Below are 22,923 nucleotides of genomic sequence, written 5' to 3'. Positions count from 1 at the left end.
TTCCAAGAGATCGCCCGTTTGCATTTGCCTTGGCGTTGCTTCGTCCGCCTGAAGGCGGGACTACGTACCACTGATGGCGGGCGTTGAGGGATTGCTTCTCACTCGGTATTCGCCTTGCCGATGTAGTCGCGGAGCAGGGCGACTTCGGGGGTCTCGCGGCGGTGCAGGTTCTCGTCGCGGTCGAGGTCGACGAAGTAGAGGCCGAAGTCGGTATTGGGATCGAAGGGGTGGCCCCACTCCCGGTTCGAGGTGATCGACCAATAAGTGTAGGACTTCACGGGCACGCCCTTCTTCAGCGCGCGCTCGACCTGGGCAAGGTGGGCGCGGATGTATTCGCTGCGGTTCATGCCATCGGCGGAGGGGACGCAGCCGTTCTCGACGATGAGGATCTCCTGGTCCGGGAACCAGCGGCGGAAGCGCTGCAATGCGTGGAAGAGGCCCTTCGCCCAGACAGGCGCGCGGAGGAAGCGGCCGAGCGCGGCTTCCTCTAACAGACGGAAGCGGTGCAGGCGCCAGGTGGGCAAGCCCCAGTAGTAATCGAGTCCAACGAAGTCCTGCGCGCCCACCGCTTCTTCCGGGCAGAGTTCTTCCGGCAGGCGGCCGGAGGTGCCGAGATACCACCAGTTCACGTTCGCGATCAGGCTGGTGGTGCCCCAGAAGCGCCAGGCCCAGTTGAGCCAACTCGTCTTGGTTTCGAGGACTTCTAGCCGGCCGCTGGGTTCGAGTTCCTCGATCTCGAGCTTGGTCTCATCGCCGAGGACCTCGCGGGCGATCAGGCGGGCGAGCTTGAGTTCAAGGCCTTCGGCATCGCAGGCATTCGAGACACCGGGGGCATCGCTGCGGATGCCGATGCGGATCCTATCGCGGCGGCGGATGCGGCGCATGCCGCGGGTGCCGGAGACGCTTTCCGGAAGGGTGTCATCACCGGCGAAGACCTCGTGCAAGGACAGGGGGCGCTGGACTTCCTTGGCCACCACTTCCGGATGCGAGATCCACGGCACGTCGCAGGCTCCGGCCAGTTCGCCTTGAAAGGCGGCGACGGCGCGGTTGACCCGCTCCAGCAGGCGCTGGTGGCCGTGCGGGGCGACCACGACGTAGTGCTCGTCGCTGAGGCCGGTGGCGAGGAAGCGGAAGCGTTCACGGCCCTTCAGCTCGAAGGGCAGGAGGAAAAAGGCATCGCCATAGACGGCCTCGACCTTGCCGGCTTCGAGCGCGCTACGAGCTTCATCGTAGTTCGCGAAGAGCTTCTTGCGAGCCTGCGGCGGCAGGTCGCGCTTCCAACCGTCCGGCTGGTTGCCGACGGCGATGACGGCGACTTCCTTGAGCGCGGCGAGGTCAGAGCCCGCGTGGGAGGCGAGCACCAGGATGGCCTTGCCGGTGCGGAGGTAGGGATCGCTGAACTCGAAGCGGGTCTGGTCGCCCTGGGTCACGCCGCCGATGACGAGATCGACCTCCGCACGCTCGCTGACCAGCGCGCCGCCGGTGGTGAATTTGAAGACGGCTTCGTGGAGGCCGCGGTGGCAGGCGCCCCAGTCCATGAGCATCTGCAGCCAGGTCGGGAAGCCGGTGACGAGCGGATTGACGCCGACCTTCGCGGCAGGGCGGAGCGCTTGGATCGCCTTGCGGGCACGGGCATGGGCGCGGAAAAGATTCGGGATCAGGCGACCCACCGCTTCGGCTTCCGCCTCGACCTCGGTGCCGCGCGGCAGGCCGGGCGGCATGTAGTAGCGGTTGTGCCACCAGGGCTTGATGTAACCGAAGGTGAGCTGGCTGGGTTCATTGAAGGTGATCCACCAGTCGGTGATATCGCCCAGCACCTCCGCGACGCGTGCGGCGTAGCGGGCGAAGAGATCGGGGAATTCCGGGCCGATCATCCCGCCGTGATCGCGCTCCAGCCAGACCGGCCAAACGAAGTGATGGAGCGTGACCATCACCTGCATGCCGTGACTCTTCACGCACTCGGCAAGGCGGCGGTAGTGGGCAAGGGCCTCGGAATCGAAGTTGCCCGCGGTGGTCTCTACACGGGCCCAGGCGATCGAGAAGCGGAAGAGCTTGCAGCCCATGCGGGCGGCGGCGGCGATGTCTTCCTCGTAGCGGTTCCAGAAGTCGGTGGCCCGGCCGCGCGGGGTCAGGCCCTGGCAACGTTCCCAGAGGTCCCAGACGTCTTCACGCGCGGGATCATACGCCTCCACCTGGTGGTCGGCATTCGCCGTACCGAAGAGGAAGCCGGGCGGGAAAGGCATGCGCGGGCGAGCATGATGGGAGCGGCGGGGAGAGCAAGACGGGGCTTCTGACACGGCATCACCTTGATATAAGGTGCGGTACATAGTATCGCAGCTAGCGTGACGCTCGACGTTGGTCGAAACTCCTCATTTCACCCGACAGATCGCCGAAAATCCGCATATGTCCGCAAAAGACAAGATTCCTGATTTCAGCTTCGAGGATCTCCTCGTCAGCATGCAGCAAGGCGCGGATCACGCCGCTGGGAAAATCACTGCCCGGACTCATCGACTCACGGCGCGTGCCGCCTCCATGACCGGCGAGGAGATTGCCGCCATCCGCAGCAACCTCAACGTCAGCCAAGCAGTCTTCGCCGACCTTCTCAACGTGCCAAAGGCCACCGCCGTCGCTTGGGAGCGCGGCCTCCGCTCGCCCTCAGGTGCTGCCGTGAGGCTGTTGCAAATCGCCAAGGAGACACCCGCAGCGCTGACCGGGACCCCGGGCCGGAAGAAGTGAGAATCTATCGAGGCGCTTGAATGTATGGTGTGGGTCCTCACGCCATCGGCAGTAGCCGCATACTCCGGGGAGCGCTACGTTCGACCCCCGCTATCCGATGACCTCCCTCCGGGAGACAGAGGTGGAGACAGGAAGGACCTCGATCACGGCAGCTTCACCTCGCGGACGTCGAATTCCTTCATGCGCTCGGGCGCGGTGAGGATGCGGCTTCCGGGGTCGAAGGCGAAGCGGGTGCCGCTGATCGGCTCGACGATGATCTTCTCGACGGCGGTGGTGTCCAGTTTCTCGCCGCTCTTTTCAAGGATCATCAGGTCGAGGGCTGCCTGGTGCATGGCGAGCATCGAGGCAGCGCGGACATAGCCCTTGGTCCAGGCCTTGCAGCCGATGGAGAAGTCATCGGCGATCTCGCGGCTCTTGTCGGAGAGATGCGAGAAGCCTTCCTGAAGCGACTCGCAGCCTCCGCCGGCGAACTCGTCCCAGCTCATGCCCGGGAGAGCCTTGACGAGCGATTCGAAGTTGGAGGCGTAGGTCCTCAACAGCTTGTCGCTATCGGCGGGCTTCTGCTGGAGGACCATGGGGATCAGGTAGAACTCGGAGGCGATGTTCCACTCGCCACGCATGACGTGGCCGAAGTCCGCGGGGGTGTAGCCGCGGGTGACCAGCGCTTCCTTCCAGCGCGGTAGATCGGCGGCCGGGCCGAGGTCCGGAAGCAGATGCTTGAAGGCGCACTCGGTGACGCTGAGGTCGATCAGGATGGCGACGGTCTCGGCAAGGAGGCTGGGCTGCTCGATCTCGCGGTAGTGGCGGACGAGATTGCGGGTGGCGGCGACCAGACGGAGGGTCTCGGTTTCATCCTTCGCCTCGGCGGCGAGGCGGGCTTTCAGCAGCAGGACATCCGCACAGAATTTCCCGGTGCGGGCACCGATGAAGCCGATATAGTCGTCCGGCATGCCCGAGGATGAGCGGGCCGGCATGGCGGCGATTTCCTCCGCCCGGGCCACTTCCACGGGATGCTCGGCCAGGGCGGCCTTCACGGCCTCCGCATTCCACTCGGTGCGATCATGCAGGACACGGGTGAGGTTGGTGCCGACCTTCGGGCCAGCGCCGGGGGGAAAACCGGAGAATTTGTGAAGCATCAGGAAGCCGTTCTCAGCTTCCGGCACCGGCTTGCTCTCGATCGCCAGCGCGGGGAATTCGGCGAGCAGCTTTTGCTTGGCGGCGACCGACTCGGCTCGCATCGACTTCGCGGTCGCGGCCCATTCCGCGGCGTCATAATTTGAGAGCGACGATTTCTTGCGCTTCAAGAGCTCGAAAAAGTCGCCATGAGCCCGGGCTTGCAGGGGCACGTCATTGGCCTTGCTCCATGCCCAGGCAGCGGTGCCACCGGTGGCCAGGAGCGGGACCAGACAGAAAACCAAGCCGCGGGAGGGGCGATATTTCATAATATTGACGGGCTGGTTATATGAAATTTTAAAAAATCCAAACTAATTCGGCGGCAGCAGGTTTCATCGCCGGGGCGTGTCCGCCTGCTGCCCTACCCCGGGCTTGCCATCGGGCGGCGGCTTGCCTTCACTCCCGCCCCGTTTCCCGGCCATGGCCCTTATCGTCCAAAAATACGGCGGCACTTCCGTCGGCTCCATCGACCGCATGCGCAACGTCGCCGCACGCGTGAAGCGCACCCGTGACGAGGGCAACCAGGTGGTCGCGGTGGTATCCGCGATGTCCGGTGTGACGGACAAGCTGATCAAGATGGCGCTCGAACTCGGCGAGAATCCATCCGAACGCGAGATGGATGTGCTGCTGGCCACCGGCGAGCAGCAGTCGATCGCGCTGGTGACGATGGCCCTGCACGAGGCCGGACTGGAAGCGGTGTCCGTGACCGGCCGCCAGGCGGGCATCTTCACCACCGGCTCCCACACCCGCGGGCGGATCCAGGACATTTCTCCCGACTTCATGCGGCGCTCGCTGGACGAGGGCAAGACCCTGGTGGTCGCCGGCTTCCAAGGGATCACGCCGGAGGGCATGATCCACACACTGGGCCGCGGCGGCTCGGACCTCACGGCCATCGCCATCGCCGGCGCATTGAAGGCAGATGTCTGCCAGATCCTGACCGATGTGGACGGCGTCTACACCTGCGACCCGCGGATCGTGAAGAACGCCCGCAAGCTGCCCGAGATCTCCTATGACGAAATGCTGGAAATGGCATCGTCCGGCTCGAAGGTGATGCAATCGCGCTCGGTCGAATTCGCCAAGAAATACGGCGTGGTCTTCGAAGTCCGCTCCTCTCTCAATGACAACCCGGGCACCCTGGTGCTCGAAGAACATCCCGCCATGGAAAACGTCGTCATCCGCGGAGTCTCGATCGAGCGCTCCCAAGCCCGCGTCACCATCACCGGCATCCCGGACGTGCCCGGCATGTCCGGCAAGATCCTCGGCGCGCTGGGTGAGGCGGAGATCAACCTGGACATGATCGTCTCGAACATCGCGCACGATGACCGCGCGCGGCATTCCTTCACGATGCACTCGAACGATCTCGGCAAGGCGCAAGCCGCGCTAAAGCAAGTGCTGGCGGAGATCAGCCCGGATGCGAAGATCGAGACCGAAGCCGGGATCGCGAAGCTGTCCGCGGTCGGCATCGGCATGCGCTCGCACTCCGGTGTGGCGGCCACGATGTTCAAGGCGCTCGGCGAAGCGGGCATCAACATCGGCATGATCTCGACCTCCGAGATCAAGATCGCGGTGACCGTCGACGAGACCCGGATCGAGGATGCGGCGCGTGCGGTGCACGATGCCTTCCAGCTCGACAAGGAGCCGGTGAAGTGAGGCCCTGAGGAATCACGCTTGACCGCTGGCCTTGCCATGTGAGGCATGGCGGGCGTGGACAATCCCTACCAGCCGCCGCTCGCGGAAGCGCCGTCCTATCGCGTGACGGGAGCGCTGCGCCCGCTGAGACCGCTGGCGAATGTCAGCCTGCGGCTCTACGGGGTGAGCACGATGCTGCAGCTCGCGGATCACGTTTACCGGATGGTGGTGCCGCTGCCTTTCGAGGGATCCGGCAATATCCATGACACCTATCACGTGGAGGGGATCGGAATTCTGGACGGGTTGATGATAGCGACCGGACTGGCCAGCTCGGTCCTCTATCTCGTCTGGAAGTATCGGGCGGCATTCAATGCGCGGATCCTGGATCCGGCGACGATGACGGTTTCACCGGCGATGGCGGTGGGGTCTTACTTCATCCCGCTGGTGAACTTCGTGGTGCCTTACCAAGCGATGGCGGGGATCGCGCGGGCTTCGCGGTTGCAGCAGAAGGACGTCGGCCTGTGGTGGGCGGGGCATGTGGGCTGTCTTCTGCTGACGATCGCTTACTTCTTCGTGGAGGGCATGGAGACTCCGCTGCGCCCGACGCTGCTGGACCATGTCTTCATGGTGGTGGCGGTGCTGACTTTCTACTTCTCCTGGGTGCTGGTGACGCGGATCACGCGGGCGCAGATGGATGAGGGGTGGCGGGATAAGGCGGGGTAGGTGTTAGACTACGCCTCGTCCGCCTCTAACAGCTTCTTCAAGGCATCGGCGAAGCGGTTGTAGAAGAAGCCGAGCACGACGAGGGCGACGCCCAGGGCGAGGAAGGCGGTGATGCGGAAGAAGGTGGCGAAGTCCCAGACGTCCACGATGAAGAGCTTGAACAGGGCGATCGCCAGCAGCGCGAAGCCAGCGTGGCGCAGGATGGCAAGCTTGCGCCAGAGGCCGGTGCTGACGAGGAGGAAGCCGAGGACGGTCCACAGGACGGCGACCGGCTTCCAGTCCTCGTAGCGCACCAGGGCCTCGGTGGACCATGCGGCGAGGGCGGCGCAGGCGAGGGCGAGGAACGCTTGCCGGATCTCGCGACGGCTGAGCCAGGCGGCCTTCGCGAGGAAGGGAGTGGCGAAGAGGGTCGCGGGAACCAGCCAGCCGCGCAGGCCGGAGGGGAAGCTGTCCCGGTGCCAGGGGGCCTCCCCGAGATAGCTGATGAGCCAGGCCGCGGAGAGGACGAGGAGTGCCCAGGCTTCGGGCGGAGTCGCCTTCAACTTGCGGCGGGTGAGGACCATCACGGCGAGCGCGCTGGCAGCCATGATATCGCCCCAATGGAGCGGAGAAAGTTCTTCCCAGGCCAAGGCCCAGGAGAGCATCCCGAGGATGCGGGCCAGCACTTGGGCGACGGGCGATGCGGGGCGCGTGTGCGGCAAGCCAGCGATCGTGGCGATTCCCGCCGCGGTGAGCACGGGAAGAAACTGCGTGATCCACGGCTGCGGACTCCACTCGGACTGGCAGCGGATCAGCTCGGGCAGGAGCAGCGCGGCGGCCACGGTGATCAAGGGGCAAGACAGCAGGTATCTTCCGACCGCGGCGAGGATCAGGGCGGCGATGCCGAAGCTGGCCATTCGCGAAACAATACCGGGCTCGAACGCATCGATGCAGGCGTAAAGCGCCAGGGCGACCGTTACCGTAGTGAGCCACTGGAAGGCGCCCGCCCGGCTGGCAGGATCGCGGGGCTTGATCACGCCCGCGGGCAGGCGGTGCACCCAGAGCCAGTGGGTCGCCATCGAGACGGCCATCGCCAGAGCCGGCATCCATGGCGCAGGGAGCGCCTGTCGGGATGAAGGCTGGTGGACAGTCAGCAGGAAGAGGGTCCCGGCGGCTTGGAAGACGGCGGCCCAGAGGGCCATCATCGGAAGACGGCGGGACCTGTCGGCCAAGAGCGTGAAGGCGGTCATCGCGAGGCCGATGGCCAGGACCGCGAGGTAGCGCGAGGCCGCTTCAAGATGAATGCTCCAGCCGAAGAGGATTGCCATGGCACCCGCGGACAGGACCAAACCCGCCGCGGCGCGGGCGACTTGCCAAGCCACGGTGCCCTGTTCCCTGCGGACACAACTGCGGAACAGCGGGAAGGTGGCGGCGGCAATGAGGAAGGCACAGGTAGCGCGACTCCAGAGGGGCATTTCGTGGCCAAAGGCAGGGCTGACCGTGAGCCAGAGGGCACCGGCCACTGCGGCGAGGCAGGCAAAGATCGCCTCCGTCTTCCCGCCGAAACGGAGGTGGGCGAGCGCCATCACCAGCGCTTGGGTGGCGAAGCCGAGCGCGAGCGTGTCGCCCTCGAGCTTGATCGTCATCGCCAGGGTCAAGGCGGCGAGGCCTTGGACAAGCTGCCCGCCGGCGGCGGAGTTCTTCCAGCGACCGAGCGAGCCGAGCAGCAGGAGGACGGCACCGAAGACGGCGGGGACCTGCCAGTAGCTGACGCTGCCGCGCTGCTCCAGCCAGAGCGCGGAGAAGAGCCCGAAGAAGGCGAGGTTGTTCGCGGAGCCCATCCAAGCCCGGGCGCGCTCGCTGAGTCCCCCGAACCTTTCACCCATGCCGCGGATGCCAGGCAGCGCGAAGACCAGCCAGACCGGCGGCAGGAAGTAGAGCGCGGCAGGATCGTCCGGACGCATGCCGGCCGCCCCGGCGATCTGCCACCACAGGAAGGAGCCGTAGATCCCCACCATCGCGGCGATGCCCGCGCCGCCCCAACCGCGGCGGGTGAGCAAACCGGTGCCAGCCGCGGCGAGCACGAGATTCGAGGCCGCGGACAGCCAGCCGAGCGGTTGCAGGACGGTGGCGTAGGAGGCGAGCAGCAGGCCCATGAGCGCGGTGATCTGCGAGTCCCGGCGCAGCGCGATGCCGACGATCGCGCCAGCCGCGCCCAGCAGCATGACCCCGGCGGCCACCCGCGATTCCACGACCTGCAGGCGCGGCACATGGTGCGCGGCGAAGGTGCACCAGTAGAAGAATGCCAGCCCGCCCGCGAGGACCACCTCGCCGAAGAGCCGCATGTTCTCACGCCGCCCGAGGTAAACGCCAGCGCCGGAGATGGCGAAGGAGCTGAAGAAGAGGGCCGCCAGCCGGACCGCCGCGGGCAGATCGCGGATCCAGTTCTTATACGCGAAATTCCCGAGCAGCACGAGGCCGGTCAGGAGCAGCGCGATGCCGACCCGGACCAGCCAGACGCGGCCCAGGCGCAGCTCGAGCGAACCCTTCTCCACCGGGGGCGGGACGACGACTGCCGGGATCGGCACCGGCCGGGGCGCGGGCGCGGGCGCGGGCGCGGCGGCTGGAACCGGCTCCGGTGGAGGCGCGGGAACCTCGGAAGCGAAAGTGGGGAAGACAGGAGCAGGCTCAGGCGCGGCTTCAGGCGCTGCGCCGAGCTGCGATTCCAGCGCGGCAAGCTTCGTCCTCAGCAGCGCGATCTCTTCCGCATGCCGGTGCTCCATCGCCGCCAAGCGCTCGCGGATCCGCTGGATTTCGCTCCACGCCGCGCCGGGGATCTCTTCGTTCACGGATGAGGACTACCTCCACCGCTGCGGAAACGTTCCATCGATTTGGCAAAGGGCATCATCGAGGAAAACGATGGCGGTAAAAGCTTACCGCCTCTTCTTCTTCAGGCCGCTGATCCAATTCTCGACGTCCGAGATCACCTGCTCCTTGCGCTTGTCGTACATCAAGAGGTGGTAGGCGTCGTCGTAGAGCTTGAGCTGGCGGGTCTTCTTGTCGGGGATATTGCCGAAGAAGGCCTTCACGTCCTCCGTGCGGGTGAAGAAATCCTTGTCGCCGTGCAGCACCAGGGTCGGCACGCTGAAGGTCTTGGCGCAGTCCGGCATGCCGTCGACGAGGTGGCCGAGGGTCACCAGCAGGCGCAGCGTGTGCTTGTCGATGTGCCAGGCATTCGTCTCCGACTGGTCGGAGTGCACGCTGTCGTGCGTCATCTGGACCTGCTGGCCACCGGCCAGGGTTTCCAAAGAAAGACGGGCCATCGGGACGACATTCGCGACCTGCTGGACGAGATCTTTTTTCCACTGCGGGAAGTCGTCGCGGAATTTCACCACCGGGGAGGAGAGGACGAGCGCATCGCAGGGCGCTTTCCCGCCATTGGCGACGTCTTGGCTGAAGGTGTGCGAGGCGATCAGCGCACCCATGCTCTCGCCGAACCAGACGATCCGCGCCTTCGGGTGCTTCTCGCGGACGGTCTGGGTGAAGCGGTGCAGATCATTGTACCATTCCTGCGGGTCATCAATGTCACCGCGGCGCTCCTTCAGCGGGTCCTTGCCCTGGCCGCGGATCTCATAGGCGTAGACGGCGGTCTTCGGCTGCTCCTTGAGCAGGCGCTTGCCCAGATTCTCGTAGTCGATCGCGGCCCCGCAGAAGCCGTGCAGGCCGATCACGACGGTGTCCGGCTGGACGCCCTCCTTCAGCCAGGTGCGGTAGCCGAAGGTCTCCCGGCGCAGCGATTCCTCGGGCCGGTCGGCGACCAAAGTGTATTGGGTGGCGCACTGGGTAAGGAGCAGGGTCGCGACCACGACCGCCCCCCAGCGCCGTGCGAGACGCAGCAATCCACCGGGGGGGCAGCTCCCTGAATTGTTCTTCATCCGTTGAAATTGTGCCACTTCTTACGGACCGCGGCAATCCCCCTTTCCACGAACTTTCGTGACGCGAAATCAGGCTTCCGCGGGCTGTTTCACCGGCAGGCCCTCGCGGATCGCCGGCAAAATGTCGTCCAGCGACTCGGCCACGACGAAGGCCCCGGTCTCGCACAGGTTCGAGAGCAAGCCGATCAGGGGGTCCCAGAAGCGGACTCCGAGGGCATTCGCGCGGTTGAAGAGAACCACCGGCTTGCCGACCATCAGGGGGTTGCCCTGTTGCTTGAAGATCATGAGCGCCAACAACTCCTGCACGGTGCCAGCCCCGCCGGGGAAGATCACGAAGGCGTCCGAATTCTCGATCATCACCTCCATCCGGGTGTAAATGTCCGGCCGCAGCCAGAAACTCGAAAGCCCATCCGGAAGCCCTTCCAGCTCAATGATGTGCGGGACATTCGAGCCCGCCGTCCAGCCGCCGGCCTCGACCGAGCCTTCGACCACCGCGCCCATGATTCCCGAGCGCCCGGCACCGGAAACGCAGCCCATCCGGCTCTCCGCGAGGTAGCGCCCCAGCGCCCGGCCATCGGCCAGATAGCCCGGATCTTCCAAGGTGGCGGAGCAGAAGACGCAGACGTTCCCGAGGTAGTCCTCCGGCACCGGGACCTCGAAGGTGGTCATGGCCGAACTCTCGCCGATCTTCTCGCGGCCCGCATCCGGCAGGCCCTTCATGCGGACCATTTCAAGGGTATCCAGCACGTCCTGCGGCAGCTCGGCCGCCAGCAGGAAATCCCGGTGATCCTGCTTGATGGTGCCCATCTGGTTCAGGTGGTCCAAGACGGCGAAGAAGGGGTTCCAGGACGCATCCGTGTTCAGGATCACCGTCGGCTTGCCCGAGAGATTGCGGTCGAGGGTCTGGTAGCCGACGAAGATCGAGATCGCCTTGAACATGTCCTCCAAGGTCGCCCCGGGGGTGAAAACGAAGGCCTCGGACTCGATGATCTTGCGCTCGATATTGGAGAGCGTGATGCGCTGGTCACCATTGGAATTGTAGATATCCCAGCCTTTGCTAAAGAGCAGGTACAAAAGACGCGCGCGGGCTTCCCGGCCGGGGTCATCGGTTCCACGGACGGTTCCAGAAAGTCGTACTTTAGGCATGGGATTCGCTGAGGGCAGTGTGATCCAGCAGTCGCCGTGCCGGAGGCTAACCGGGCGGCGCGGGCAGACCTGATCCTAATGCACATGGACCCCTTTCTTCAAGCCGCGATCTCGGAGGCAGCTACGGGTTTTGCCGAAGGCGGCATCCCGATCGGCAGCGTTCTCGTCCGCCAGGGCATCATCCTCGGCCGCGGTCACAACCGCCGCATGCAGCTCGGCAACCCGGTGCTGCACGGGGAAATGGACGCGCTCCAGAATGCCGGACGCCTGCCCGCGCACATCTACCGCGAGTGCACCCTCTACACCACCCTCTCTCCCTGCCCGATGTGCTCCGGCGCGATCCTGCTCTACGGCATCCCGAAGGTGGTGATCGGCGAGAACCTCACCTTCATGGGCGAGGAAGAACACTTGAAGAGCCGCGGCGTGCAGCTCGAGGTCGTGCAGAGCAAGGAGTGCATCGACTTGATGAACAAGTTCATCGAGGCCTACCCGAGCGTGTGGAACGAGGATATCGGGGAGACCTGAGGTGCCTCCGGCGATTTCAGATTTCAGATTTCAGATTTCAGATCTGAGATCTGAGATCTGAGATCTCAAGATGCCGGATTTCAGATCTGAGATTTGAAATTTCAGATTTCAGATCTCAGATCTCAGATTCCGTTCCCCGGCCCGGGCGGCCCCAGCGGCCCATGCTTCCGCTCATACTCCCGGCGCATCGGATGATCCAAGGACAACTCGGCCATCCTGCCGCGTTCCATTTCGTCGAAAATCTTCCTCCTCACGTCCGCGTCCTTCTTCTTCCTATACTCCTCACGGGAACGATCATTCAGATGGCGCGGACCGCTGATGTCCGAATTCTGAAGCGACTCCGCCCACCCGCGAAGCTGGCGGGAACAGCTTTCCGCCATCGATTTCAAATTTGAAATTTCAGATTTGAAATCCGTCAGAGCCGGGCGGCGCTCGAAAAATGCCAGCATCGAACGCGTCTCACCCGCCGAGCCGCGGGCGATGTAAAGGAAGGCCAGCAGCTCATTCGTGCTGCCACGCTCGAACCCTTCCGCGATGTTGTTCGATACCGATAACGAGCAACGATCCAGTTGATCGCGCTTTGACCAGGTGATGCGGTCCTTCGCCGCACCAAGGAAGTCCTCACATCCTTCCGCGAGCCGAATCGCCGACTGCCACACGGGCAGGTCTTCAAAGCGCTCGTAGGATGCCATTCAACTGAAAGTGGAGAATCCCTCCCCCGATCTCAAATCTCAGATTTCAGATCCCAGATCCCAGATCTCAAATTTGAGATTTGAGATTTGAGATTTGAGATTTGAAATCAGATCCCCGTTCCCCCTTGGCCAGCCAAAGCCTGCCCCCTACGACACCCCTCGTACTCCCCCACCCCGCAAAAACCCGCCCCACAAACCACCACTTATTCACATTCAGTGAAGTTTCTTCATCCCGTGCTTGGAATCACCCGGCGATTGCGATGATTCTGCACCGCTATGCATACACCGGGGGAACCACCATTGGATGAAGCCCATCTGGAAAGCTGGATCGGGCAACCGCGTTGGCCAGGCTCGCTTGCCGTGGCCACCACTTGCAGTTGCGATGTCTCGCGCCTCGGCGCCGAGATCCGCGACCGCCTGAATGCAAAACGAAGCGCCCATACCGGCGCGATCGTGGCCTTCGACCGCGAAGCCATCCGCCACCTCGCCGGCCATCCGGTCTGGCGCAGGCGGATCCTCGCCGCGCTGACGGAGCCGCCCGTAAACAACGGCTGCGACTACGAAGCGATGATCCGCAGCGTCGCCCAACTCGGCGGCGCGGTACTCGCCGGCCGGGGCTGCTTCGATGCCACCCACGGCCTCAATGGCGTCTTCCGCGTGATGGTCTCAAGCTGCGGCCACTGCCGGACCGACGAGCCCGCGATGCACCTCGACCCCAGCCGCTTCAGCCCGGAGAGCCTCGTGCATGTCATCGCCGATAGCTTCGCCGACTGGTGCCTAAGCCGCATCCCCGAACCCGCCAGCAAAGTACTACGTCCGAAGGAATTCGCACGAACGCCGCTGCCAGTCGGGGCCTAAAAGGCAGGGACCGCTCTCCGAGCGGTCCGGCGGATGGCGGCCTAAGTAAACCAATCCGGCTGCGAAGCTTCCGGCCGTCCCCCGCCGCACCTTCCCCGAAAAATCCCCTGCCTACCCCTTCGGATCCGGCAGCACCTCCGCCAATTCAAAGTCAATAATACAGAACCTCCCCTTGTGCATGTCGTAGGTGATGTTCCTCGGTTCGGGATCGAGATGCTTCACACCATAGTCCCGCTCCAGCTCCGCGAAGAGCTGGTCCGAGCGCTCCTTGCTGATCGCGTCCGCCGGCTTCCCGACACCGGTGGAAACGAAGTAAAGCTCCTCCGGGTGCTCCTCCAGCAGCTTGGGCACGTAGTCGCAGCCGCGCTCTCCGAGCACCTTCAGGACCATGACCTCGGTGGCGTAGCGCTTGTCCGCATCGGTGCCGCGGAAGCGCTTGTGCACGCGGTTCAATCCGTCCAAGCGCACATGGGCGCGGATGCCGTCCTTCAAATTCCTCATAGTCCCAGGATCGCTCGCGCGACCGTAAAGTAGATCACCATGCCGGACACGTCCACGATCGCCGCGATCGCCGGTGCCGAGACCACCGCAGGATCGAGCTTCGCGGCGCGCGCGCCGAGCGGCAGCAGCGAGCCCAGAAACGTAGCCGAGGTCACCTGCGTGGTCAACGCGACCGCCACCGTCAGCGCCACCTTGAAGTAACTCAGGCCCGGCGGCATCGGCATGTGGAAGAGCGGCAGCAGCGCCACCGTGAAGACCGCCATGCAGCTTCCGAGCAGCAGCCCCAGGAAGAAGCCGGTGCGCAGCTCCCGCCACGCCACCTGCCACGCCGTGCCGGGATCAATCTCGCCCAGCGACATCGCCCGGATCACCATCGTCGAGGCCTGCCCGCCGGTATTCCCGCCCGCCGCCACCACCATCGGCAGGAACAGGGAGAGCAGGAAGACCTGGCTCAAGATCGAGCCGAAACGCATCATCACGTAGCCGGATAAAATCGACACGAATGCCAGCCCGGTCAGCCAACCGGCACGGCGGCGGAACTGCGTGAGGATCGTCGTATTGAGATACGTCTCCTCCGATTGCTCACCACCGATACCCGCGATCTTTTCGATGTCCTCCGTGCTTTCCTCCTGCATGATCTCCATCGCGTCGTCGTGCGTGATGATCCCGAGCAGGTGCTCGAATTCATCCACCACCGGCAGGGCGATGAGGTCGTACTTCAGCAGCATGTTCGCCGCTTCTTCCTGGTCGGCGGTGGCCAGCACCCGCTCCGGGCCGATCTCCCGCATGATATCGCGGATCGGCGTGTCCCAAGTATTGAAGGCCAGATCGCGGAAGCGCAGCTTGCCGATCAGGCGGCCCCGGTCATCCACCACGAAGATCCGGCTCAGCGTCTCGGTCGATTCCTGGCTGCGGCGCAGCATCTCGATCGCCTGCTTCACCGTCTGGTTCGCGAAGACCCGCCCGATCCGGGTGGTCATGCGGCCGCCCGCCGTATCGTGATCGTACTTCAGCAGCGAGCGGGTCAGCTCCTCATCCTCCGGGCCCAGCAGGCCCAGGAAGCGCAGCCGCGCCTCGTCGCCCACGTCCTGCAGCACGTCCACGCGGTCGTCGTCGGAGAGCTCGCGGAAGAGCACCCGCAGCTCGGAAGGGCTGAAGACGTCCAGCGCCTCCTCGATCATCGAGTCCGGCAGCTCCACGATCATGTCCGACGCCAGCGCCGGGCCGATGGTCTTCAGGAAGAACGCGTGCTTGTCCGAATCCAGCTCCTGGTAGGCCTTCGCGAGGTCCGCGTAGTGCGTATCCTCCGCCAGGGCCAGCACCGCGCTCGGGTCCTCCGCCTCCACCGCCCGCAACAACTCGTCGTGGGGTAGGATGGCTTCGTCTTCCGGCATGGCCACAGTCTAGATACGAAGCGCGGCCCGCCAAGAGCGTGTTGTTTTTTGTTGCGCGAAATCGCCGTGAGGCAGGGATCAGCCAATCAATCCCGACGTCCCCACCGACGGACGGCCCCCCTGGGACCGCGGGGCACCGCCCGGCAGAAGCCACCCCGGCAGCCTTATCCATCGCGCGGCGGTAGTGGAAAGCGACGTCGCTTGGCTGCCTGCCTCTCCGTGCCCAAGGGCAACGGGGGGACCGTTCTCCGGGGCAGAGCCTCCGCGCTCCCGGGCGCCAACGCGTTCGACTGCACCCTCCAATGCCCCTCCCCCCGCTCTTGGCATCTCCCGATTTCCCGGCTATTCCTGGGGCATGCTCCCCCGCTCCACCGGGCATCTCGCGCTGCTGGCGATCCTCGCCGGAAGCGCCACCGCGGCGGCGGGCGATCTCGACGCCCTGGTCGGCAATCTGGCGAGCGACGACTTCAAGACCCGCGAGGCCGGATCCGCCGGGCTGGTCCAGCGCGCGAAATCCGACATCGCCGCCGTCCGCGACCTCTGCCTCCGGCACTACCTGAAGAGCCCCGACCCGGAAATCCGGATTCGCTGCAAGGAAATCCTGCGCGACCTGATGCTCGATTCCTACGGCTTCCTCGGCGTCCACCACCGCTCCATGACCTACCCGGGGAAGGACGGCAAACCCAAGCGCGCCGTCGAGATCATGACCGCCGTGGAAGGCCAGCCCGCCCACGCCGCCGGCCTCCGCCCGGGCGACATCATCACCGAGTTCAACGGCCACCCCCTCGACGTCCCCGACCCCACCGACGAATTCGGGCGCAGGATCCGGCTCTGCGGTGCGGGCCGGAAAGTCACGATCAAATTCCGCCGCGCCGGCAAGCCGATGGCCCTCCAAGTCACCACCGGTGCCGCCCCGCGCGAGCTTCTCCACGTCGACTCCGAAGTCCGCTTCCAAGAATGGCTGAAAGCCCAGGCGGAGTTCAAGGAAGCGCCGTGAATGGCGGGAGATCTTCGCCACAAGGACGGCTCTTCCCCTGGGAGCGCGGAGCCGTCCGTGAAGGGTAACGGCCAGCCTGCTCTGCCCCTCCGCCCCATGCCTGCCCCCCGGGACCGCGGAGGCTCCGCCCTGCAGAAGCCACCCAATCAGCACGATCCATCATGCGGTGGCAATGGAAAGCGCCGTCGCTTGGCTGCCTACCTTTCCGTGCCCAAAGCATCCGGCCCCATCCGGGACATCCTCGATACCTCACAGCCCTACTGGAAGGGCAAGGCCCCGGACCTGAAGTGGCAAGAGTGAGCGGGAGCATGGTCCCTGGTAGCCCGCCACCAAGGGTACGTAGTCCCGCCTTCAGGCGGACGAAGGACCGGAACAGCTTAACTCACCTGCAAGTCCCCGGAACGAATGCCGCGCCAGCACCCCTCTCAGCGAAACGCCACTCATCCGTTTAAAAATTAGAATTTAGTAATTAGTAATTCCCCTCCCTACCCCACCCTCACCTCCACCGCTCCCAAGCCCGAATAATCCCCCGGATTGCAAGCCAGCACGATCACCTGCAAGCCCCGCGCCGCCGCCAGGTCCAGCATCCGCTGCAAGACCTGCACCCGCTCCGGGTCCGCATACGCGAACGCATCGTCGAACAGCAAAGGCAAACACCCGTCGTGATCCGCCGCCAGGATCTCCGCCATCGCCAGGCGCAGCGCCGCCGCCACCTGCTCGCGCGTGCCTCCGCTCAGCGTGTCGAAGCCGAACGCCGGCATCCCCGGGCAGAGCAATTCCAGCTCCGCCACGCCATCGTCTGTTAGAGCGATCCGTACCTCGGCACCCGGCCCGTAGAGGCACTGGATGTAGCCGGACACCCGATCCGCCAGCGGCTGCACCAGGCTTCGGTCGATCGCCTCGCCGGAGCTGGCGAAGAGCTTGTGCAGCTTCTCGATCGCCTTCGCACGGCGCAGCTCGTGGTCGTGGTCGCGGCGCGCGGCATCGAGCCTCGCGGTCGCGTGGAGCAGGTCGGCCTGCGGGTCGCTGCTGCCGTCGAGCTTGAGCAGCGTCGCGGCGGACAGGCGGGCGTCCTGCGCGCTGCGGCGGTTATCCTCCTGCACCTTGATCGCGCGCTGGAAGCGGTCGCGGTCCGCCGTGAGCAGATCGGGGGAAAGACCCGCCAAGGACTTTTTCACCGCATCGAGTTGCAGCGCCGTCTCCCGCTCCGCACCACGTGCCTCTAACAGGGCCTTCTCCCGCGCCTCCTGGCTGCCGTGATCCTTCTCCTGCACCTGCACCGCGATCTCCAGATCGCGCAGTGCCTGGCGGTCGCGGGCGAGCTTCTCGCGCTGCTCTTCCAGCGTCTTCAAAGCGGCATCACGGCGCTTGCGGGCCTGCTCGTCGGCGCGTCTCGCCAAGCCCTCCGCCTCCTCCGCACGCTGCAGTTCCTCGCGCTGCGCCGCGTGAAGCTGCTGCGCCCCCGCGAGGTCCGCAGGCTCCGGCGCGGTCGTGCGGCGACGCTCCAACTCGGCCTTCGCCACCGCCACCGCGGAGCTTGCCGCAGCCAACTCCGTGGCCAGCGACTCCCCGCCCATCGCCTTCCAGCGGGCCAGCAACTGCGCCGCCTGCCCTTCCAAACTCTGGCGCTGCTCCTGCGCCGCGATCGCCTCATCCAGATTCGCCAGCGCATGGCGTCCCAGCGCTTCCGCGAAGGCCCGCTCCGCCCCCTGGCTCCGGGCCCGCGCCTCGGCCAGCGAAGTCCCGCCGCCGGGCTGGATCCGCAAGCGCGTGCCGCCGCCGATCACCAGCTCCGCGGTGTCCGTGAGAATCCGCGCCTCACCCGCAGGCAGTGCCACGCCATCCACCGTAACCGTTAGATCGCTTGCCAGCAGCTCGATCCCCGTCGCCATCGCTTGCAAGGCGGCACGTGCCTGCCCTGCCTCCTGATCCAGCTTCCGCAAACCCTTCAGATCCTGCGCCGTCAAGACCGGCAACTTGGCCAGCCGTGCCTGCAAATCCTGCCGCTCCTTCTCGACCGCCGCCGCTTCACGCGTCCGTCCTGTGAGAAGCGAGCACGCCGCATCCTTCTCGAACACCGCCACCGCCGCTGCCGCGAAGTCGTGGAGCTGCCGCGTCCTGCGGATCGACTCGGCCTTGTCGCGCAGTGCCTGCTCCGCCTCGCGCGCCAGCTTCGCCGCTTCCTGCTCCGCAGTGAACAAACGCGCCTCGCCCGCTTCCGCTGGTTGCAAGGCCTCACGTGCCGCCGCGATCTTGCCCTGAAGCTCCCGGATCCGCGTGTCCTGATCGAGAATCCCCTTCAACACCGCGCTCGCCGCCTCCCAGGTCCGCTTCACCGCCTCCTCCTGCTGGCGCAGCGCCGCCACTTCCTGAAGCTTCGCCTCCGCCTCTAACAACTGCTTCTGAAGACCCGGCAGCGCCGCCTCCGCATCCGCCAGTTGCTGGCCCGCCTTCGCATGCTCGTCCACCGCCCGCTCCAGCCGCTTCAGCGCCTCCGTGGTTTGGGTCAGCGCAGCCTCCGCGGCCTCGCACTGCGCCCGCGCCAGCTCCGGCGGCGAGGTCGCCTTGAGCTTGCCGCTGGCCGGCGTGTAGAGCGCCAGGTAGTCCACGGCGATGCGATCCCGCACCATCTGGTCGATCGCCGACTGCATCACAGCGGCCACGCCATCCTGCTGAAGACGCCTCACCAGCGTGTCCTTGTGCCGCCCGGCGTGCTCGCCCGGATCATCCCCGGAGCAGCCCTGCCAGACCCACAGGTGCGCCCACAGCGAGCCCAGCTTGGCCCCGCCGCGACCGCCTGCCAGCTCGCTCTGCAGCAGCTCGGAAAGCTTCGTCTCCGCCTCATCGTCCTTCAGCGCGATCCCGCCCGGCCCGCTCAAGCGCGCCGTCCCCTTGGTCCCCGCGAAGCGCTTCTCGATCCGCCACTCCCCGCCGCCCGCCTCGAAATCCAGCGCCACCTCCGGATGATCCATGTGCAGCTTCGAGACCATCTCCACCTGCACCGCCCCGCCCGTCTTCGCGCGCAGGAACAGCACCCGGTGCGCCGCCTCCGCCAGCGTGCTCTTGCCACTCTGGTTCGGCCCGCCGAGCAGGGTCCGCGCCCGGTCAAAGGCCACCGTCACCTCGCGGTGGATGCGGTAATTCCGAACGGTAAGGGAGAGCAGGCGCATGGCAGATTGTTAGAAAGTAGGTGCCTTCCGCGGCCCCGCCGCCGTGGACTGCGCGCAGCCTGCTGCCGCTGTCCCGATGCAGCCTGCTGCGAGGGCACCGGTCGGGCGCAGCGACCCACATCGCCCGCCACCAAGGGTATGTAGTCCCGCCTTCAGGCGGACTTCACCGGAAGGTGCCTTCCGCGGCCCCGCCGCCGTGGACTGCGCGCAGCCTGCTGCCGCTGTCCCGATGCAGCCTGCTGCGAGGGGCGCTGCAAAGGCGAAGCACCGGGTGTGACGAGCCCCGGACGGAGCAGAATACGGTGATTTCCCGTGCTTCACGGCAGCAGGCGGCCTGCCGACAGCGGCACGAGCCTGCCGCAGTCCACGGTCGCTACGCAACTTTCTGACATATCCATCACTCACCTCCCCGCACCTCCCGCCAACGCCCCGTAAAGTTCCCTCAGTGCCAACCTCGCCAAGACCGCGTCCTCATCCTCCCCCAGCGCCTGCATCCCGAGCTGCCCGGCCACCGCCACGATCAGCGGGTCCGCCGCCCGCCTCGTCAGCGCCGCCGTCTCCTCCTCCGTCGGCGCGACCGTCGTGCGATCGTAAAGCTTCAAGCGCAACAAGCGCGACTCCAGCGATTCCAAGATCTTCTTCAAGCGCTCCGCCGCCGCGATGCCCAGCGAGCCGTCCAGCCGCAGTTGCAAGAGATGCTCCCCGCCCCGCGGGCCTAACAGCTCGTCCAGGCGCTCCACCAACAGATCCAGACTCGCGTCATCCGGGAAACGGAAGGCCAGCTCCCGCCACTCGAAGCGACCGCTGCGCAGCTCTTCTACCACAGGCATCGTACCACGCCCCGCCGTCACCTTCAAAAGGTATCCGGGCCGGTTCCCCTCCCCGCGCGGGAAGCGGTCGATCTCCGGCGTGCCGCTATACCAAGCCTTGTCCGTGATCTGCTTCGTGCCGTGCCAATCTCCCAGCGCGATGTAGTCCAGCGCCTCCCCCGGCAGCCGCGCGAGGTCGATGAAGTTCGCCGTGCCCGGCAAGTCCTCATCGTCCGCCTCCTGCGTCCCGAAACCCTGCACCGTGCCATGCGCCAGCACGATCCGCGGCAAGCCCTGCGGCAGCGCCGGGTCCTCCAGCGCCGCCCGGATCCACGCCGCCGGATCGCCCGACTCGTGCCTTCTCAGCAGCGGCGCGGGGAAGAGGATGGCGTGCTGCGTGACCAGCGGCTCCGGCTTGAGCAGGAGGCGTAGATTCGGGGCCAGCTCGTTCTTCTCGCGCAGGAAGAACTCCTGCTCCCACACGCTGCCCGGTCCGCCGTGATCGTGGTTCCCCGGGATCACGTAGACCGGCACCTTCAGCGCCCCGATTGCCTGGCACGCCGCGGACACCGTCGGCTTCGTGGCCTGCGAGGAATCGAAGAGATCCCCCGCCACCACCACGAAGGCCGCGCCCGACGCCTTCACCGCCTCCCCCATCCGCTGCACCGCATGGATGCGCTCCTGCATCAGCAAGTGCCGCTTCGCCTCGTCCCGCGTGGACGCGAAGGGCTTGCCGAGCTGCCAATCGGCCGTGTGGAGGAAGACGAGGCTCATGGAAGCGCCCATCTTCACGCACGGGGTGGGACAGTCAATGCGGGACCCCCCGGGAATCGTGTGGAAGAACGGACGGCTCTTCCCCTGGATCGGATGGGCCCGCGGGGATTGCGCCCCGCGGGCCTTCCACACCACCGGACGTGCGGTTTTCCGCATCCGGCGGTTGGACCCGGCCGCTTTCACCCGCCTGCTGCGGATGGTGCGGCGACTTGCCAGGGGATGATGAAGCCGTACCGGTAAAGGGTCCGGTTCTTGAGTGCCTGCTGCATCACCGGGTGGAGGCTCATCGCCCACGCTCCCCGTCCGCTGTAGCATTGGCCCAAGGCCCGGCCTTTGACTCCCAGCCGTTTCATCGCGTTGAGGCGGCCGCGCGGCGTCTTCCACCTTTGCCAGAAGCATTTGCGCATGTGGCGCCTGATCCATCCGCCGAGGTCTTCCACTTCCCGCCGCCAACCGGCGAGTTGGAAGTAGTTCCACCACCCGCGGATGTAGCGTTGCCATTGCCCGCGCAGTTGCTTGCTGGTGCGGCTCTGCCGCGCTTCCCACAGTTCGCGCACCTTCGCCTTGAGCTTGCCGATGGTCTTGGGGGCGATGCCCACCTTGCCATCTTCAAACAGACGGAAGCCCAACAGGCTGCTTTGCCCGCAGGGTCCCGTCCCGCTCTTGGTCCGGTTGACCTCGAGCTTGAGGTGCTTTCCGATCCAAGCCACCACGCTTCCGTAGATGCGCTCCGCGCTGCGTTGGCTGGACGCATGGATGGCGATGTCGTCGGCGTATCGCACGAAGCTCACGCCGCGCTTCTCCAGTTCCTTGTCCAGCGGATCGAGGTAGATGTTGGCCAGCAAGGGGCTCAGCGGGCCGCCCTGCGGCACGCCTTTCCAGCGCTTGTCCTTGCCGCCTCCGGGCTGCTGCACGGGAGCGCGCAGATACGCGCCGACCAGTGCCCTCAGCCGCTTGTCCCCGACCTTGCCCCGCAGGCGGTGCATCAGGATGTCGTGGTCGACCCGGTTGAAGAAGTCCTTCAGGTCGATGTCGATCACCCACGTCTTGCCTTCCTTGACGAAGGCTTGCGCGGCTCTCACCGCATCGTGGGCGCTGCGTCCGGGACGGAACCCGTAACTGTGGTCGCTGAAGCCCGGTTCCCACACCGGGCTTAAGACTTGATGGATGGCTTGCTGGATCAGGCGATCCGCAATGTTGGGTATGCCGAGCCGGCGCTTTCCCCCGCCGGGCTTGGGAATGTCCACGGCCCGCACCGCCCCGGGGACGTAATCCCCGGCAAGCAGCTTGGCCCGCATCCCTTCCCAATGCCCGCGCAGGTGCAGGGCGCTTTGCTCCATGTCCATCCCGTCCACCCCGGGCGCGCCGTCGTTGGCTTTGACCGCCAGCCACGCCGCCCGCAGGTTTTCCGCTGCCAGCACTGCTTCCAGCGTGGCTTCCCTTGGTTGGTCTTCAGGCATCTCCTTGCACCTCCTTCCTCAGGCGCGGGACGCTCGCCTCCGCGCGGCGGGCTTGCGCCACGGATCCACCGTGGCTCCACCCGCCGCCAGTCCCGGTAGCTGCCGCAGTTGCCGCTCCGGTCTGTTTCGCGGGACTACACGCGTCCCCCTTCCTGGTCCGTCGGTTGATCGCCTTCTGTTGGTCCTTCGGCCCTTCGCTCCAACCGCTTTCACGGCCTTCCACACTACTACGGCCTCTGCTGACTCCTCCCGGACTCTCGTCCGGGAGATCTCCCCGGGTAAGGTGCATGAACTTCCGGCCCGTGCCGCCCGGCTCTACCCGATGCGTCTTTCGGTGACGGTTGGATTTCGCGTTCTCTCGCACGCTTATCGCCCGCATCGCGGCCTCGCTGCCGGTTCGTGTTCCTACGGTCGTGCCTTTG

Annotated in this window: 17 protein-coding genes; 6 read left to right on the top strand and 11 right to left on the bottom strand. The window is 65.7% G+C overall.

Going from position 1 to position 22,923, the window contains the following annotated elements; all coding sequences use genetic code 11:
- Positions 1-98: 98 nt before the first annotated feature.
- Complete coding sequence (locus tag ABWK72_RS18125; protein WP_367870979.1) at positions 99-2,243, bottom strand: family 1 glycosylhydrolase; 2,145 nt, start codon at positions 2,241-2,243, stop codon at positions 99-101.
- 160 nt (positions 2,244-2,403) lie between these two features.
- Between ABWK72_RS18125 and ABWK72_RS18120 the strand changes: the two genes are divergently transcribed.
- The gene (locus tag ABWK72_RS18120; RefSeq protein ID WP_367870978.1) at positions 2,404-2,736 is read left to right on the top strand and encodes a helix-turn-helix domain-containing protein; all 333 of its coding nucleotides are present in this window, start codon (positions 2,404-2,406) and stop codon (positions 2,734-2,736) included.
- Positions 2,737-2,879: 143 nt separating this feature from the next.
- On the opposite strand, the gene ABWK72_RS18115 is transcribed toward ABWK72_RS18120, so the two are convergent.
- Entirely contained in the window at positions 2,880-4,178 is a 1,299-nt protein-coding gene (locus tag ABWK72_RS18115; protein ID WP_367870977.1) for a hypothetical protein, read from the bottom strand.
- 151 nt (positions 4,179-4,329) lie between these two features.
- Here ABWK72_RS18115 and ABWK72_RS18110 point away from each other — a divergent pair, with 151 nt between their 5' ends.
- Both ABWK72_RS18110 and ABWK72_RS18105 read left to right on the top strand, forming a co-directional pair.
- Entirely contained in the window at positions 4,330-5,559 is a 1,230-nt protein-coding gene (locus ABWK72_RS18110) for an aspartate kinase (protein WP_367870976.1), read from the top strand.
- A gap of 54 nt (positions 5,560-5,613) precedes the next feature.
- Complete coding sequence (locus ABWK72_RS18105; RefSeq protein ID WP_367870975.1) at positions 5,614-6,261, top strand: DUF4328 domain-containing protein; 648 nt, start codon at positions 5,614-5,616, stop codon at positions 6,259-6,261.
- An 8-nt stretch (positions 6,262-6,269) separates the two neighbouring features.
- Here the strand turns inward: ABWK72_RS18105 and ABWK72_RS18100 are convergent, their stop codons facing one another.
- The 3 genes from ABWK72_RS18100 to ABWK72_RS18090 all read right to left on the bottom strand — a co-directional run bounded on the left by ABWK72_RS18100 (position 6,270) and on the right by ABWK72_RS18090 (position 11,321).
- Positions 6,270-9,089 (bottom strand): DUF2339 domain-containing protein, encoded by a 2,820-nt coding sequence (locus tag ABWK72_RS18100; protein ID WP_367870974.1) that lies wholly within the window; start codon positions 9,087-9,089, stop codon positions 6,270-6,272.
- An 84-nt stretch (positions 9,090-9,173) separates the two neighbouring features.
- On the bottom strand, positions 9,174-10,175 hold the full coding sequence (locus ABWK72_RS18095) for an alpha/beta fold hydrolase (RefSeq protein ID WP_367870973.1): 1,002 nt from the start codon (positions 10,173-10,175) through the stop codon (positions 9,174-9,176).
- A gap of 69 nt (positions 10,176-10,244) precedes the next feature.
- Positions 10,245-11,321 carry an LOG family protein gene (locus ABWK72_RS18090; RefSeq protein ID WP_367870972.1) on the bottom strand — a complete coding sequence of 359 codons (1,077 nt, stop codon included), beginning with the start codon at positions 11,319-11,321 and terminating at the stop codon, positions 10,245-10,247.
- Between the two features lie 84 nt (positions 11,322-11,405).
- Here ABWK72_RS18090 and ABWK72_RS18085 point away from each other — a divergent pair, with 84 nt between their 5' ends.
- Positions 11,406-11,846, top strand: coding sequence for a nucleoside deaminase (locus ABWK72_RS18085; protein WP_367870971.1), 441 nt, complete (start codon positions 11,406-11,408; stop codon positions 11,844-11,846).
- 122 nt (positions 11,847-11,968) lie between these two features.
- Here ABWK72_RS18085 and ABWK72_RS18080 read toward each other — a convergent pair whose 3' ends face one another.
- Entirely contained in the window at positions 11,969-12,538 is a 570-nt protein-coding gene (locus ABWK72_RS18080) for a four helix bundle protein (RefSeq protein ID WP_367870970.1), read from the bottom strand.
- Between the two features lie 360 nt (positions 12,539-12,898).
- Here ABWK72_RS18080 and ABWK72_RS18075 point away from each other — a divergent pair, with 360 nt between their 5' ends.
- Positions 12,899-13,396 carry a hypothetical protein gene (locus tag ABWK72_RS18075; RefSeq protein WP_367870969.1) on the top strand — a complete coding sequence of 166 codons (498 nt, stop codon included), beginning with the start codon at positions 12,899-12,901 and terminating at the stop codon, positions 13,394-13,396.
- A gap of 111 nt (positions 13,397-13,507) precedes the next feature.
- Here the strand turns inward: ABWK72_RS18075 and ABWK72_RS18070 are convergent, their stop codons facing one another.
- Both ABWK72_RS18070 and mgtE read right to left on the bottom strand, forming a co-directional pair.
- Positions 13,508-13,897, bottom strand: a complete 390-nt coding sequence (locus tag ABWK72_RS18070; protein ID WP_367870968.1) for a serine/threonine protein phosphatase — start codon at positions 13,895-13,897, stop codon at positions 13,508-13,510.
- Complete coding sequence (gene mgtE, locus ABWK72_RS18065) at positions 13,894-15,291, bottom strand: magnesium transporter (RefSeq protein WP_367870967.1); 1,398 nt, start codon at positions 15,289-15,291, stop codon at positions 13,894-13,896. Before mgtE ends, ABWK72_RS18070 begins: the two co-directional genes overlap by 4 nt.
- Positions 15,292-15,646: 355 nt before the next feature.
- Between mgtE and ABWK72_RS18060 the strand changes: the two genes are divergently transcribed.
- Positions 15,647-16,288 carry a PDZ domain-containing protein gene (locus ABWK72_RS18060; RefSeq protein ID WP_367870966.1) on the top strand — a complete coding sequence of 214 codons (642 nt, stop codon included), beginning with the start codon at positions 15,647-15,649 and terminating at the stop codon, positions 16,286-16,288.
- Positions 16,289-16,773: 485 nt separating this feature from the next.
- Here the strand turns inward: ABWK72_RS18060 and ABWK72_RS18055 are convergent, their stop codons facing one another.
- The 3 genes from ABWK72_RS18055 to ltrA form a co-directional block, all read right to left on the bottom strand.
- A complete protein-coding gene (locus tag ABWK72_RS18055; protein ID WP_367870965.1) occupies positions 16,774-19,458 on the bottom strand; it encodes an AAA family ATPase in 2,685 nt (894 codons plus the stop codon).
- Between the two features lie 401 nt (positions 19,459-19,859).
- Positions 19,860-21,041: an exonuclease SbcCD subunit D gene (locus tag ABWK72_RS18050; protein WP_367870964.1), complete on the bottom strand. Its 1,182-nt coding sequence runs from the start codon at positions 21,039-21,041 to the stop codon at positions 19,860-19,862.
- A 179-nt stretch (positions 21,042-21,220) separates the two neighbouring features.
- On the bottom strand, positions 21,221-22,501 hold the full coding sequence (gene ltrA, locus ABWK72_RS18045; protein WP_367870963.1) for a group II intron reverse transcriptase/maturase: 1,281 nt from the start codon (positions 22,499-22,501) through the stop codon (positions 21,221-21,223).
- Between the last annotated feature and the right edge of the window lie 422 nt (positions 22,502-22,923).

Source organism: Luteolibacter sp. Populi, assembly GCF_040801775.1.
GTDB lineage: Bacteria > Verrucomicrobiota > Verrucomicrobiia > Verrucomicrobiales > Akkermansiaceae > Haloferula.
The sequence above is the reverse complement of the archived record's forward strand: the minus strand, read 5'-3'. Positions and strand labels throughout refer to the sequence as shown.

Bases quoted from the DNA above. Each gene is read 5' to 3' on its own strand.
- ABWK72_RS18125 (WP_367870979.1), bottom strand. From the start codon at position 2,243: ATGCCTTTCCCGCCCGGCTTCCTCTTCGGTACGGCGAATGCCGACCAC.
- ABWK72_RS18120 (WP_367870978.1), top strand. From the start codon at position 2,404: ATGTCCGCAAAAGACAAGATTCCTGATTTCAGCTTCGAGGATCTCCTC.
- ABWK72_RS18115 (WP_367870977.1), bottom strand. From the start codon at position 4,178: ATGAAATATCGCCCCTCCCGCGGCTTGGTTTTCTGTCTGGTCCCGCTC.
- ABWK72_RS18110 (WP_367870976.1), top strand. From the start codon at position 4,330: ATGGCCCTTATCGTCCAAAAATACGGCGGCACTTCCGTCGGCTCCATC.
- ABWK72_RS18095 (WP_367870973.1), bottom strand. From the start codon at position 10,175: ATGAAGAACAATTCAGGGAGCTGCCCCCCCGGTGGATTGCTGCGTCTC.
- ABWK72_RS18090 (WP_367870972.1), bottom strand. From the start codon at position 11,321: ATGCCTAAAGTACGACTTTCTGGAACCGTCCGTGGAACCGATGACCCC.
- ABWK72_RS18085 (WP_367870971.1), top strand. From the start codon at position 11,406: ATGGACCCCTTTCTTCAAGCCGCGATCTCGGAGGCAGCTACGGGTTTT.
- ABWK72_RS18080 (WP_367870970.1), bottom strand. From the start codon at position 12,538: ATGGCATCCTACGAGCGCTTTGAAGACCTGCCCGTGTGGCAGTCGGCG.
- ABWK72_RS18070 (WP_367870968.1), bottom strand. From the start codon at position 13,897: ATGAGGAATTTGAAGGACGGCATCCGCGCCCATGTGCGCTTGGACGGA.
- mgtE (WP_367870967.1), bottom strand. From the start codon at position 15,291: ATGCCGGAAGACGAAGCCATCCTACCCCACGACGAGTTGTTGCGGGCG.
- ABWK72_RS18060 (WP_367870966.1), top strand. From the start codon at position 15,647: ATGCTCCCCCGCTCCACCGGGCATCTCGCGCTGCTGGCGATCCTCGCC.
- ABWK72_RS18055 (WP_367870965.1), bottom strand. From the start codon at position 19,458: ATGCGCCTGCTCTCCCTTACCGTTCGGAATTACCGCATCCACCGCGAG.
- ABWK72_RS18050 (WP_367870964.1), bottom strand. From the start codon at position 21,041: ATGAGCCTCGTCTTCCTCCACACGGCCGATTGGCAGCTCGGCAAGCCC.
- ltrA (WP_367870963.1), bottom strand. From the start codon at position 22,501: ATGCCTGAAGACCAACCAAGGGAAGCCACGCTGGAAGCAGTGCTGGCA.